At 29.6% G+C, this 13,753-nt stretch carries 12 protein-coding genes; 10 read left to right on the top strand and 2 right to left on the bottom strand.

All coding sequences use genetic code 11. The annotated features are described in order from the left end of the window. Position 1: 1 nt before the first annotated feature. From CLV86_RS07325 to CLV86_RS07290, 8 genes are read left to right on the top strand one after another with little or no spacing between them, the layout of a single operon-like run. Positions 2 to 1,153: a glycosyltransferase family 4 protein gene (locus CLV86_RS07325; protein ID WP_121051257.1), complete on the top strand. Its 1,152-nt coding sequence runs from the start codon at positions 2 to 4 to the stop codon at positions 1,151 to 1,153. Further along, positions 1,150 to 2,682, top strand: a complete 1,533-nt coding sequence (locus CLV86_RS07320) for a glycosyltransferase family 2 protein (RefSeq protein ID WP_121051255.1) — start codon at positions 1,150 to 1,152, stop codon at positions 2,680 to 2,682. Before CLV86_RS07325 ends, CLV86_RS07320 begins: the two co-directional genes overlap by 4 nt. Before the next feature lie 5 nt (positions 2,683 to 2,687). Further along, positions 2,688 to 3,683, top strand: coding sequence for a glycosyltransferase family 2 protein (locus CLV86_RS07315; protein ID WP_121051253.1), 996 nt, complete (start codon positions 2,688 to 2,690; stop codon positions 3,681 to 3,683). Next, positions 3,680 to 4,798 carry a glycosyltransferase family 4 protein gene (locus CLV86_RS07310; RefSeq protein ID WP_121051251.1) on the top strand — a complete coding sequence of 373 codons (1,119 nt, stop codon included), beginning with the start codon at positions 3,680 to 3,682 and terminating at the stop codon, positions 4,796 to 4,798. The genes CLV86_RS07315 and CLV86_RS07310 overlap by 4 nt, the downstream gene beginning before the upstream one ends. Then, positions 4,799 to 5,878, top strand: a complete 1,080-nt coding sequence (locus tag CLV86_RS07305) for a glycosyltransferase family 4 protein (RefSeq protein ID WP_121051249.1) — start codon at positions 4,799 to 4,801, stop codon at positions 5,876 to 5,878. Then, positions 5,878 to 7,236 (top strand): O-antigen ligase family protein, encoded by a 1,359-nt coding sequence (locus CLV86_RS07300; RefSeq protein WP_121051247.1) that lies wholly within the window; start codon positions 5,878 to 5,880, stop codon positions 7,234 to 7,236. Before CLV86_RS07305 ends, CLV86_RS07300 begins: the two co-directional genes overlap by 1 nt. Then, entirely contained in the window at positions 7,190 to 8,200 is a 1,011-nt protein-coding gene (locus CLV86_RS07295; protein ID WP_121051245.1) for a glycosyltransferase family 4 protein, read from the top strand. The genes CLV86_RS07300 and CLV86_RS07295 overlap by 47 nt, the downstream gene beginning before the upstream one ends. A 58-nt stretch (positions 8,201 to 8,258) precedes the next feature. Continuing rightward, complete coding sequence (locus CLV86_RS07290) at positions 8,259 to 9,653, top strand: sugar transferase (RefSeq protein WP_121051243.1); 1,395 nt, start codon at positions 8,259 to 8,261, stop codon at positions 9,651 to 9,653. A gap of 27 nt (positions 9,654 to 9,680) precedes the next feature. Here CLV86_RS07290 and CLV86_RS07285 read toward each other — a convergent pair whose 3' ends face one another. Both CLV86_RS07285 and CLV86_RS07280 read right to left on the bottom strand, forming a co-directional pair. Further along, on the bottom strand, positions 9,681 to 10,853 hold the full coding sequence (locus CLV86_RS07285) for a lipoprotein N-acyltransferase Lnb domain-containing protein (RefSeq protein ID WP_121051241.1): 1,173 nt from the start codon (positions 10,851 to 10,853) through the stop codon (positions 9,681 to 9,683). 10 nt (positions 10,854 to 10,863) lie between these two features. Then, on the bottom strand, positions 10,864 to 11,928 hold the full coding sequence (locus CLV86_RS07280) for a putative type IX sorting system protein PorV2 (RefSeq protein ID WP_428841387.1): 1,065 nt from the start codon (positions 11,926 to 11,928) through the stop codon (positions 10,864 to 10,866). A 179-nt stretch (positions 11,929 to 12,107) separates the two neighbouring features. Between CLV86_RS07280 and CLV86_RS07275 the strand changes: the two genes are divergently transcribed. Continuing rightward, positions 12,108 to 12,854, top strand: a complete 747-nt coding sequence (locus tag CLV86_RS07275; protein WP_121051239.1) for a CDP-alcohol phosphatidyltransferase family protein — start codon at positions 12,108 to 12,110, stop codon at positions 12,852 to 12,854. Positions 12,855 to 12,858: 4 nt separating this feature from the next. After that, on the top strand, positions 12,859 to 13,734 hold the full coding sequence (locus CLV86_RS07270) for a DUF808 domain-containing protein (RefSeq protein ID WP_121051237.1): 876 nt from the start codon (positions 12,859 to 12,861) through the stop codon (positions 13,732 to 13,734). Positions 13,735 to 13,753: the final 19 nt, after the last annotated feature.

Raw genomic sequence — 13,753 nt, 5'->3', positions numbered from 1 at the left:
AATGAAAATAGCCTTCCTAACACCAGAATATCCACATGAAAGCTTAGGGCATTCAGGAGGTATTGGTACTAGTATTAAGCATTTAGCTATGGCATTGGTTAAACAAAAACATAGAGTATCAGTTTTAGTTTATGGACAAAAGGAAGATGGTTTTTTTAAAGATGGAGATATAACTATTTATAAAATTAAGAATCCTAAAATTAAAGGTCTATCATGGTTTTTAACCAAGAAAAAAATTGAAAAATTAGCAAATACTTTACATTCTGAAAATAAAATAGATATTATTGAAGCACCAGATTGGACAGGTATTTCATCATTTATAAATCTAACATGTCCTTTGGTTTTAAGATTACATGGCAGTGATACTTACTTTTGTCATTTAGATAATAGAAAAGTTAAAACAATCAATAAATACCATGAAAAAAAAGCGTTTAAAAATGCCGATGGTATTATTTCGGTAAGTAAATACACAGCAGAATTAACGAATACTTTATTTGGATTAAATAGAAACTTTAAAGTTATCCATAATGGAATTAATTTAAAGTTATTTAGTCCGCAAGAAAACACATCTACAGAAAAAACTATATTATATTTTGGTACATTAATTCGGAAAAAGGGACTATTAGAATTACCTTATATATTTAATTTGGTACATGAAAAACATCCAAAAGTAAAGCTTGTTTTAGTAGGAAAAGACAGTCCGGATATTACTACAGGCAATCCATCTACCTGGCAATTAATGAAGCATTTATTTACTAAAACAAGTATAAAACAAGTTGACTATAAAGGAGCAGTAGATTATTCTAAAATGCAAAATTTAATTAAGAAGGCTAATGTTTGTGTTTTTCCTACTTTTGCAGAAGCTTTACCTGTATCTTGGATAGAAGCTATGGCAATGGAAAAAGCGGTAGTAGCTTCAAATATTGGTTGGGCTAAAGAAGTTATTAATGATAAAAAAGAAGGGTTTTTAGTACATCCAACCGAACATAACACATTCGCAAATAGAATTTTAGAATTGCTTGAAAACGAAACATTAAGTCAGCAATTTGGAATAGTGGCTAGAAAAAAAGTGGAAACGACTTTTAGTAATGATTTGGTTGCAGCACAAAGTGTTCAATTTTACAGTAAAACTATAAAAGAAAAAAGTAAGTGAATTTTAAAGAATATATAGCATCAAACGGAAGCATAATTTTATATGTTGGTAATCCTAATCTCGATGTATTAGATACTTTAGCACTTAGCGAAGGCGATATTTGGCATAGCAGTTTAGACCAAGGCTATAAAAATGCATTTCCAGAAATCGTATATCAATCTGTAGTTTATTTCTGGTATGCTAGCGATTTCAATAATTTAGATAAGTGTGTGAGTTGGAGAGTGAACCCAAATCAATTTGCAGTAAGAAAAGACGCTTGGGAAACTTTAGGAGGTTTTGATAGCGATTATATAAGTACACAAACCGCAGCTTTAGATTTTGGTTTTAATGGCTTACGTTACCAAGGAGCAATTCCGTTATATATAAAAGGATTATTTCCAGCTTCAAAAGAAGAGATAAATATTCCTAAAAAAGATAGCTATACTTTTTATTTTAAAAGCTTTAAAAAGTCTCATGCTATCTACATGCTATTTAGAAAAGGCATTTGGAAACTAAGTGAGTTAAAAGCATATAACTACGCGAAGCAATTCACTTTAAAACCTAAAAAAAAGGTGGTTGCACCTAGACAGCTAAATGCTATTAAAGGACAACCTACTGTTAGCTATATAATTCCAACCATGCTGCGTCAGGATTTTACTTTAAATTTATTAAACGATTTAGAGAATCAAACCTACAAACCTACAGAAGTTGTAGTGGTCGATGCAACACCAGAAAAAGCAAGAGATTTAACGTTATATAACGAAGATAATTATTCATTTAAAGTCACTTTTAAATGGCAAACCAGTAAAGGTAGCTGTCGTGCACGTAATGAGGCTATCGATTTGTGTACTGGAGATTATATTGTTTTTGGCGATGATGATGTAAGATTACAACCTCAGTTTATAGAAAATCACATTCGTTTATTGCAAACCTATAATGCCGAAGCATGTAATGGTTTAGATATTAGAGCGGAGCACCAACAGCAAACCTTAGAAGATTTAGATATAAAATTAAAAGCATTCGATAACGAACGCTGGAAAGTTGGAGCAGCACAATCCTTTAGTAATGCAAATTCTTGTGTTTCTAAACGCGTTGTAGATACGCTTGTTGGTAACGATATTAATTACGATGGTGGTTATGGAGAAGACAGCGATTTCGGGATGGCCATAACAAAATTAGGCGTTACCGTTTTACACAATCCATTTTCTGTAAATTTACATTTAAAGCCACCAGTTGGAGGTTATCGTTTTTGGGGAAACCAAGCGAAAATAAGAGGAAAGAAAAGAAAAAAACAACCTTGGGAATTAGATACGCCTGTTAAAAATATTGTGCCAAAACCTAGCCCAACTATTATGTATCAGTTACATAAACATTTTACACCAAGGCAACGTAAAGAGTACAAAATTAAATACTTTGTGTTTTATTTTACCAAAGCTAAAGTAATAGAATGGCCTTTTAGACTTATAAAGTTACCAATGCGACTACTGCAATTTAATAAGTCGGTTTTTTATGCAAAAAAGTTAATGGACTTAGGTAAACGTACAAAATAATTAAAATGAAGTTCGCTCTAATCATCTGTACCTACATGCGGCCACAACCACTTTTAAAGTTGTTGCAATCGGTTAGAGCGCAAACAATGTATCCTAACAGTATTCTAATTATTGATGGTTCAACGGATATTAAAACTGAAACTATTTTAAATAAAAATAATTTTGAAAATCTAAGTTATTATAAGGTAGATGAAGGTAATCGTGGACTTACTAAGCAACGTAATTATGGTATAAATCTGGTTGAAGACGATACAGAAATTATCTGTTTTTTAGATGATGATATCATATTAACTCCAAATTATTTTGAAGCCTTAATAGGAACTTACAAAACAAAACCTAACGCGTTAGCAGTTGGAGGTTATATAACCAATGAGATAGTATGGCAAAAGCAAAACACTACAAATAATGCCAATTATTTTTATTATGATGGTTGGCAACGTAAAGAGCCATTACGTTTTAAAATTAGGCGTTTATTTGGTGTCTTACCAGATGTGCCACCAGGTTTCATGCCCACATTTTCTAACGGAAGATCTGTTAGTTTTTTACCGCCTTCAGGAAAAATATATCCTGTAGAGCAAATAATGGGAGGCGTTTCATCTTATAAAAAAGACGTGTTTAATCACTTTTCATTTTCAACCTATTTTGAAGGTTATGGTTTGTATGAAGATGCTGACTTTTCTTTACGTTTAGCAAAAACCGGAAAATTATATATAAATACAGCTGCGCAGTTAGCACATTATCACGATGCATCTGGAAGACCAAATAAATTTAATTACGGAAAAATGGTGATTAGAAACGGTTGGTATGTATGGCGTGTAAAATATCCAAATCCAACTTTAAAAGCACGGTTTAAATGGCATGTAACCGCTATTTTGCTCATTAAATTAAGATTTCTCAACGTTATTACCACATCAAAAAGAAAAGAAGCGTTTACCGAAAGTTTAGGACGAATAGTAGGTTGGTGGTCATTAATTTTTAATGCTCCTAAAATACAAAGATGAATTTTTTAATTATTTCTCATGCTATACATAAAACTAAAAATCAACAGGTTTTTAGTTATGCACCTTACGTTCGTGAAATGAACGTATGGTTAAAGTATGTGGATAATACAACAGTTATAGCTCCAAAAACTGATGGTATTATTAATGCCATAGAAATGCCTTATGAACATAAAAATTTAAAATTAGAGAGTGTTCCAGGTATTCAATTTACTAGTGTAAAACATATTTTCTTATCGCTTTTAAATTTACCATTACTCTTTTTTAAATTGTTTAGAGCCTGTCAGAAAGCAGATCATATACATTTACGATGTCCTGGAAATATGGGTTTGTTAGGATGTGTTGTACAAATATTTTTTCCGAAGAAAGCAAAAACCGCAAAATATGCTGGTAATTGGGATCCTGAAGCTACACAACCATTAAGTTACAGATTTCAAAAATGGTTATTAGCCAATACCTTTTTAACCAGAAATATGCAGGTTTTAGTATATGGCGATTGGGAAAACCAATCTAAAAATATAAAACCATTTTTTACTGCAACATATAAAGCTTCAGAAATTGAAACTATACCATCACGAGATTATAGTAAAAAACTACGATTTGTGTTTATTGGAAGTTTGGTGATTGGTAAACGTCCGCTATTAGCCATTCAAATTATAGAACATTTAAAACAAAAAGGCTATAATGTGAGTTTAGATTTGTTTGGTGACGGTAATTTAAAAGATAAATTGTCTCAATATGTTTCTACAAATAAATTACATAATATTATTACCATCCACGGCAATCAAAGTAAAGATGTGGTAAAAGCAGCTTTAAAAACAGCACATTTTTCAATATTACCTTCTAAATCTGAAGGCTGGCCAAAAGCCATTGCAGAAGCTATGTTTTTTGGATGTGTTCCTGTGGTAACTAAAATTTCCTGCGTACCTTTCATGTTAGATTATGGTAAAAGAGGTATTTTAATTACAGCAGAATTAGAAGCAGCAATACAAGAAATAGAAATTGTGCTAGAAGATGAAGCGCGACTAAAATTAATGTCTAAAAATGCTTTAAAATGGTCTCAGCATTATACTTTAGATAAGTTTGAAAAGGAAATAGCAAAACTATTACAACAATAAATGAGGGTTTTACAATTAATAGATTCTTTACATCCAGGAGGCGCAGAGCGTGTGGCAGTTAATATTGCCAATGCTTTAGTTTCTAAAATTGAAGTTTCTTACCTATGTGCCACAAGGGAAGAAGGATTGTTAAAGGAGAGTATTAATCCTCAAGTTAATTATCTTTTTTTAAATAAAACAAAAACTATTGACGCCAAAGCAATTAAAACACTAAGTGCTTTTGTTAAACAGAATAAAATTGATGTAATTCACGCACATTCCACTTCTTTTTTTTTAGCTAGTATTTTAAAAACTTTAAACAAAAATTTAAAAATTATTTGGCACGATCATTTTGGAAATAGAGCAACAAGCAGTAAAATAAATACACTTATTTTAAAGCAATGCTCGAAGTCTTTTTCTCAAATTTTTTGTGTGAATGAAAATCTAGTAAACTGGTCTAAACAAAATTTAAAATGTAAGCTTGTTAGTTTTATGCCAAACTTTGTTGTAAAACAGGATGTTGAGCCTAAAACGCAATTAAAAGGTAAGGCGGGAAAGCGAATTATATTATTGGCAAATTTACGTCCTGATAAAGATTATTTCAATGCTATTGATGCTTTTAAAATAATCTATAAAAATAATCCAGAATGGTCTTTGCATTGTGTTGGGAAATCGTTTGAAGATGCATACTCTAAAGCAATAATAGATAAAGTAAAAGTTGATAATTTAGACAAAAGTATCTTTTTTTATGGTAGTATCTCTGATGTTTCTAATGCTTTAAACCAAAGTAATGTTGGTATATTATCTTCACTTTCAGAAGGTTTACCAATGGCGCTTTTAGAGTATGGATTTGCTGGGTTACCAGTTGTAGTAACTAATGTTGGAGATTGTGGTAAAGTAATTTTAAAAGGTGAATTAGGAATTTTAATACCACCAAAAAACAGTGTGCGATTAGCAAACGGAATTCAGAATTATATAGATAATTTAGACTTTGCAAAGCAAAAAGGAGAAGCTTTTAAAAAGCATGTGACTAATCATTTTTCGTCTCGCAAAATTATAAACACGCTAATAACAAATTATAATACTATTTTAGAACTCTAGTGAAATTTTTAAACGAGATAAAATTAATAGGATTACATGTTATTATCGCAATGGCAGTTTTTGCAGTGCCATTATTATCTAATATTTATTTAGTAGGAATTTTTATTTATTTTTTCTTCAGAATAATAAAATCTACAACCAAAGAAAGAACTTTAGAAATATTACTAGCTTGTGCTTACATTGTTGGAGCTGAGGTTTTTATTAGAATGACAGGTGGGAGTATTCTTTACGAAGCTTCAAAATATATGATTATATTTTTTAGTTTGGTGGGTATTGTAACGACTCGATTATCTCAAAAAAGCTTTGTATATGTACTTTATATCATGCTTCTAATTCTTGGTATTTTTGTTAGTGGCTTTAATCAAACAACAGATACTGTTATTAGAAAAGCGATTGCATTTAATTTAAGTGGACCGTTTTGTCTGGGTATTGTAGCTATTTTTTGCTATCAAAAAGTGATAACATATGTTAGTTTTCAAAAACTACTTTTTTACATAGCTTTACCATTAATTTCTACAACTGTTTATCTTTTTCTTTACAATCCAAGTGTAAGAGAAGTAATAAGCGGAACAGGTTCTAATTTCGACACTTCTGGTGGTTTTGGACCTAATCAAGTTGCAACTGTTTTGGGTATTGGTATGTTTATTTTTACAGTTCGTTTTTTTTCTAAATCGCCATATAAATTTTCTAAAATTATAAATATAATTTTACTTGCAGTTATTTCATTTCGTGCTATTGTAACTTTTAGTAGAGGTGGCGTTATAGTTGCAATTTTTATGATATTAGCTTTTATAGTACTCTATTTTAAAAAATCAACAGGAAAAAATAAAAAGCGTGTTGTTTTTTTAACGACTTTATTTGTTTTTTTAGGACTGTCGATTTGGACAATTTCATCCTTACAAACTAACGGAATTATTGAAAATAGATATAATAATGAAGATGCCTTAGGAAGAGAAAAAGAAGATTTTTCTACTGGCCGAAGTGATTTAATGGCTTTCGAGTTAAATGCTTTTTTAGAAAATCCGTTTTTTGGCATTGGCGTAGGAAAATCTAAAGAATTACGTTTTGAGAAAACAGGTGTAAAAGCAGCTTCCCATAACGAAATGAGTCGTATTTTATCAGAACACGGTTTATTTGGGCTATTTGCTTTTAGTATTTTATTTCTAACACCGTTAATACTTAGAATAAGAAATAAATCTAATATCTTTTTTTATTCTTTTTTCCTATTTTGGTTTTTAACTATTAATCATTCGTCCATGCGTATTGCAGCACCAGCTTTTATTTATGGCTTGTGTTTACTATCTATAAATTATGAAAAACCTCCTATACATAGGAAACAAGCTATCTCAAAAAGGTAAAACTGCTACAACTATAGATACGCTTAGCCAAGCTTTTATTGCTGAAGGTTATGCCGTTAAAACAGCTTCTAGTAAAACAAATAAAATTTTACGTTTGTTGGATATGTTGTTGGCTATTGTAAAAAATAGAAAATGGACAAATTATGTTTTAATAGATACTTATAGTACTCAAAATTTCTATTATGCTTATTTATGTAGTCAATTATGTCGTTTCTTTAATTTAAAATATCTTCCAATTTTACACGGTGGAAATTTACCAAACCGTTTAAAAAACAATCCAAAATTAAGCAAAGCCATATTTAATAAAGCATACTTAAATATAGCGCCCTCAGAATATATACAGTCTAATTTTAAAGATTTTGGCTATAATAACATTGTTATTATTCCAAATGCTATAGCCATTGAAAACTATGCATTTAAGCATAGAAAGATAGAAGAAATTAAATTACTTTGGGTACGTTCTTTTTCAGAAATATATAACCCAAAATTAGCTGTTGATATTTTAAAAGCGTTACAAGATAAAGGAGAAATAGCAAGTTTAACAATGGTTGGTCCAGATAATGATGGCAGTTTACAAAACACTCAAGTTTATGCAAAATCCTTAAATGTTGAGGTTAATTTTACAGGTAAATTATCTAAGCGTTCATGGATAAAATTATCTCAAGACTATAATGTTTTTATAAATACAACAAATTTCGATAATATGCCAGTAAGTATTATTGAAGCTATGGCTTTGGGCTTTCCTGTTATATCTACTAATGTTGGAGGATTACCTTTTTTAATAAAAAACGGAGAAACAGGTGTTTTAGTGAAACCAAATAATGTTGAGGCATTTGTTTTAGAAATTTTAAGCTTTAAAGAAAATTATGAAGCTGTTAAAGTTATAACAAAACAAGCTAGAAATAAAGTTGAAGCGTTTAGTTGGACTATGGTAAAAGAAAAATGGAAGTCAATTCTTGTTTAAACATTGCAATACTCATATTACTTAGTATATTTACATAAAAAATTATACCAGTTAATCCATGACTTCAAAGTCTAATATTCATTTTGAAATATCAGAACGTAAAATATTATTAAGGATTCTCGATGTTTTTTTTATAGGATTAGCGTTGTATATTTTTAGTTTTTTTTCAGGATTCGATTATATAAAAATTGACGAAACACATTGGCGATGGTTAGTGGTTTTAGTAATTTATATTATGGGATTCGGGACAATTTTCGAGTTATACGATTTAAAAAAATCAAGTAAAATAGAAACTGTTTCCAGTGCTATAGTTTTAACTACTTCCATAACAGTTTTAGTATATCTTTTAACACCTTATTATACACCAACATTACCAGAAAATAGAATTCAAATTCTTTATTTCTACTTGGCAATTTTATTTCCACTTTTAATTTGGAGGTTAGCTTATATTACATTTATTGCATCTCCCAGATTTTATAAACGTGCTTTGTTAGTAGCCGAAGTGTCTAATGTAGAGGCTATTATTGCTTCGCTTAATGCTGCAGATCCTAATTATCAAATAATAGGCTTTATTAATTGCGAAGCAGAAAATGAAAACTCGGTAAAATTTAAAGGGTTAACACAGTATTCTCCTAACGAGATTCATAAAATTATTATAGACAAAAACATATCAGAAGTAGTAGTAGCGAGTTCTAATTCAGAACGTATTACTCCTTCAATTTATGTAGATTTAACAACGCTTTTAGAACGCGGTTATCCTATTAGAGAATATACTCAAGTTTATGAAGATATGTCTTACAGAGTTCCTGTAAGTTTTATAGGCAAAGATTTTTACAAATATTTTCCATTTAGTAGAAACAATAAAAATAAACTTTATTTAGCCTATAGGCGCGTTTTTGATATAATTTTATCCGTTATAGGCATTTTTTGTACACTGTTATTTTTACCTTTTATTGCTATAGGCAATGCTATAGGAAATCGTGGTCCTTTATTATATTCTCAAGAACGTATTGGTAAAAATGGAAAAATATTTAAAATATTTAAATTTAGAAGTATGGTTAAAAATGCCGAAGCTGATGGAGCAGTTTGGGCAACAAAAAACGATGCAAGAGTTACTTCTTTTGGTCGTTTTTTAAGAAGAACACGTTTAGACGAGCTACCACAACTTATAAATATTTTAAAAGGAGAAATGAGCATTATTGGACCAAGACCAGAACGTCCAATTTTTGTAAATGAACTAGCTTTGGTTATTCCTTTTTATCACACTAGGCATATTGTAAAACCAGGTTTAACTGGTTGGGCGCAAGTATTAGCACGGTATGGGTCAAGTATAGACGACAGTCAAGTTAAATTAGAATACGACTTATATTATATTAAGCACAGAAGTTTTCTTCTAGACTTTAATATAATTATTAAAACTTTAAGTACTATTGTTTTCTTTAGAGGTCAGTAGTTAAATATAAAAATGTTTTTATCACAATTATCTTGCAATTTTCCTGGTAAAAAACCAAATTAAAAAAACATATCTAATACATAAAGCAATAAGTATTGGAATTAATGCATAAGCATATACTTGAACGCCAATAAACCAATGCAGCGTCATTAAGCATAACATAATTACTAGTAGTTTTAAATAGCTAATAAACCATTGTTTTGGTCGCTTTTTAAAAATTTGAAATATTGCAATTAAACTAATAGGGCATGCCCAAAGTAAATTATAATTTTGCGCTGTAGCAGTGTGATCTGTGGCAAACCAAAGTAGAAGTAACAATAAGCCTACAATTCCAGTAACAGTAAAAATAATAGTGTCTAACCACTTAGAACGTTTGTTATTTTTCTTGTTCTTGTACGTTATAAAAAGGATAAATAAACTGATTAATGATAGAATAAAAATTGGGCTTGTAAAAAAAGAACCTTTTGCAAAGTATCCTTTTTGAGCGTATATAATGTGTGATGATTTTACTATAGGTATTTTAGAGTCTTTAAAAGTGGCAGCCTCAAAAAATTGAAAAATGTTTTCTGGTAAAAACATATACTCTCTTGGAGTTGCAATTCTATCTATTACAGAGCCTAGTGCAATATCAATACCAAAACTTCCCCAAGAATTCCAATATAAATTATTTTGAATAAGCTCTCTAAATGTTTCTTTTTTATAAACCTTAGGTGTGTTATATTTTATATTACCGTTTAATATATTTTCAGAAACATCTCGCATTTTTGTAGCGCAATTATCATAGAAAAAATCGTAAAGATATGGTCTGTTTTCAGGTTTATAGTTATTTGCTAAATAACTTAAAAGATTTTCTTTTTGTTGTTGGTTTAAGTTAAGAATTTGTTCTTTTATAGTTCTATTTTGTTGTTTGTAAAAAGAGAGAACATCTTTTGTATTAGCAGCTCCCATTAAATATTTTAATTTTCCTTTTGCAAAATTGGTATAAAAATTAGGGTCGTTAAAGTTGTAGCGACCATAATCATAAACAATATCTTGAAAATTGTTTTTAACCCTAAATCCATTATGTCCAAAACTATCATTTAATAAGTTTCCAGGTCCAATGGTAATAATACTAATTTCGGTATTTTCTGTTAATTGAGGTATTTGAGAAAACGATAAAAAGAAGGAAAGTAGAAGAGAGGTAAATAAAAATTGCTTCATAAAATAAATTTTATCTAAAAGCGCTAAAGTCTAACTTTAGAGAAAAAACATTAGAATATAATGCTACACTTTGGTCTCCAATATCTGTAAAAGCGTAATCTACGTGTATGCCTTTATATTTAAAACCAACTCCAAAACTAGGCTGAAAACTTAAACTTTCAGAATTATCAATTTGTAATTCGTTTTGAAAATTTCCAACACCTGTTCTTAAAAAAATCATGTCTACATATCCAAATTCAAAACCTAATGCAGGATTTATGCTGGCAAAAGAAGTAGAAATAATATCGTTATTTTGTTCAAAACGAACATTTAAATCTAATGCTGTTTTAAAGCTATAATCGTAGTGAAATAGATAGCTTTTAGAAACTCCTATTTGTAATTTAGGTATAGTAATTTCAGAAGATTCTGGTAATTCCTGATTTTGTCCTTCAATAGCATTTTGTATCCTAGCAAAAGACTCTTCATCATAACTCCAAGAGTTAAATGTTGTAGTTATATCTCGAGCCATAATACCAAATTTCCAATTATTATCTGTTTGAAATTGTATTCCGGCATCAAATCCAAATCCCCAAGAATTAGCAAAATCACCAATAACACGACGGATTACTTTTGCATTAATTCCGTAATTTAAACCTTGAACAGGTAGTTTTCTGGCATAAGAAAAAGTAAAACCATAATCTGCGGTAGAAAATAAACTAATACGGTCGTAATTTACATTACCTTGATCGTCTATAAGTTGTGTGGTGTCTAAAATATCGTCTACAGCAAACCTAATTAGCGAGATTCCAATTGTACTTCTATCATCAATTGGCATTGCAAATGCAGCGTAATCATAATTTGCAATGTTAGCAAAATAACTAGAATGCATTAATGCTAATTGATTATCTTCAACATTAATTAAACCTGAAGGATTCCAATATCCAGCATTAACATCGCTTGTAGTTGAGGATACAGCATTACTCATTCCTAAAGCTGCCGCATCTACACCAATGTTCATAAACTCATTAGAATATTTGGTCTGAGCAAATAGTGATAGCGACACTATGGTTAGCACAAGTGTTAGTTTTAATTTCAATTGCAATTTTTTTACAAAGATGGTAATAATTTTTCTTTTTACTTAATACCAAAATTTATTTTGTTTCTGGTATGTATTAAACTTTAAATCAACTACTATATTGTATTAAGTTATTTTTAAAATTTAAATGATGTGGTTTTAAATAAAATACTTTGTTATTTTTACAAAAAAACTAACCAATGCAAATAAAAAAGTTTATACCTAATTTTGTAACACTTCTAAACTTGTTATGCGGAAGTATTGCAGTTTTATTTGCTGTAAATAACCTTTTTGTTACAGCAGCTCTTTTTGTTTTTTTAGGTATATTTTTCGATTTTTTTGATGGACTTCTAGCACGAAAGCTTAATGTGCAAAGTGATTTAGGTTTACAATTAGACTCTCTTGCAGATATGGTTACAAGTGGTTTGGTTCCTGGAATTATACTTTATAAGCTTATAGCAATAGCTGTAGATGCTCCTGCAATGACAGCTTCTAACGAGTGGTCTTTACATTGGTCTGGTTTTTCTATGTCTTTTATACCTATTATAGGTTTATTTGTAACATTATCATCTGCTTATAGATTAGGAAAGTTTAATTTAGATGAAGAGCAACAAACTTATTTTAAAGGCTTACCAACTCCAGCAAACGCATTATTAATACTGTCTTTACCATTAATATTAGAGTTTCAAAATAGTGATGTAATAAATAACATTATATTAAATAAATGGTTTTTAATTTCTTTAGCTTTTTTAAGTTGTTATTTATTAAATTCTAGTATTAAGCTTTTTGCACTTAAGTTTAAAGATTATAGTTTTAAAAATAATGTATTACGTTATATTTTTATTATTATAAGTTTAGTATTATTAATTGTACTTCAATTTGTTGCAATTCCTGTAATTATAATACTATACATAATCTTATCTATTTTTTCTCAAAACACAATTTAATTTTATGGCATCAGGATTTTTTGCATTATTAGATGATATCGCAGCAGTAATGGACGATGTGGCTGTTATGACTAAAGTAACAACCAAAAAAACAGCTGGTATTCTTGGAGATGATTTAGCTGTAAACGCAGAGAAAGCTTCCGGTTTTGTATCGTCTAGAGAGTTACCAGTTTTGTGGGCAATTACAAAAGGCTCTTTTATTAATAAGCTTATTATTTTACCAATAGCCTTTTTATTAAGTGCATTTTTGCCATGGGCAGTTACAGTTGTTTTAGTGTTAGGTGGAGTTTATTTGGCTTTTGAAGGAGCAGAAAAAATTTACGAATTATTTGTACCACATAAGCCTAAAAAAGAAATAGATTTAGAAGCAGAGTTAAGCGAAAAAGAGGTTGTAGCTTTGGAAAAAGGTAAAATAAAATCTGCAATTATTACAGATTTTATTCTTTCTGTAGAAATAGTAATTATTGCTTTAGGTACGGTTGTAAACGAATCGTTAGGTTTTCAAATTACAATTGTTTCTATTGTTGCAATTATTGCAACAGTTGGTGTTTATGGTATAGTTGCTCTTTTAGTTAGAATGGACGATTTTGGTTATAAACTTATAAGTTTAAGTAAAGATGGAAAAGGTTTTTCTGCAATAATTGGTAACTTTTTTGTTAAAGCTTTACCTATAATAATAAAAAGTTTATCGGTTATTGGAACCATTGCATTATTATTAGTTGCAGGTGGTATTTTTGTTCATAATATAGAATTCTTTCATCATTTTCTAGAACAGATACCTTCTATTTTAAGAGATTTTATTGTTGGTTTGTTAGTGGGTATTGTAGCGTTAATAGTTGTTCTTATTTTCAAGAAAATTTTAAAACAATTTAAAAAGTAAACCAACCTAGCATTAGTTT

Origin of the sequence: Lacinutrix venerupis (assembly GCF_003663945.1) — a bacterium.
Classification (GTDB): Bacteria; Bacteroidota; Bacteroidia; order Flavobacteriales; family Flavobacteriaceae; genus Lacinutrix; species Lacinutrix venerupis.
The sequence above is the reverse complement of the archived record's forward strand: the minus strand, read 5'-3'. Positions and strand labels throughout refer to the sequence as shown.

Bases quoted from the DNA above. Each gene is read 5' to 3' on its own strand.
- CLV86_RS07325 (WP_121051257.1), top strand. From the start codon at position 2: ATGAAAATAGCCTTCCTAACACCAGAATATCCACATGAAAGCTTAGGG.
- CLV86_RS07305 (WP_121051249.1), top strand. From the start codon at position 4,799: ATGAGGGTTTTACAATTAATAGATTCTTTACATCCAGGAGGCGCAGAG.
- CLV86_RS07295 (WP_121051245.1), top strand. From the start codon at position 7,190: ATGAAAAACCTCCTATACATAGGAAACAAGCTATCTCAAAAAGGTAAA.
- CLV86_RS07290 (WP_121051243.1), top strand. From the start codon at position 8,259: ATGACTTCAAAGTCTAATATTCATTTTGAAATATCAGAACGTAAAATA.
- CLV86_RS07310 (WP_121051251.1), top strand. From the start codon at position 3,680: ATGAATTTTTTAATTATTTCTCATGCTATACATAAAACTAAAAATCAA.
- CLV86_RS07275 (WP_121051239.1), top strand. From the start codon at position 12,108: ATGCAAATAAAAAAGTTTATACCTAATTTTGTAACACTTCTAAACTTG.
- CLV86_RS07285 (WP_121051241.1), bottom strand. From the start codon at position 10,853: ATGAAGCAATTTTTATTTACCTCTCTTCTACTTTCCTTCTTTTTATCG.
- CLV86_RS07315 (WP_121051253.1), top strand. From the start codon at position 2,688: ATGAAGTTCGCTCTAATCATCTGTACCTACATGCGGCCACAACCACTT.
- CLV86_RS07270 (WP_121051237.1), top strand. From the start codon at position 12,859: ATGGCATCAGGATTTTTTGCATTATTAGATGATATCGCAGCAGTAATG.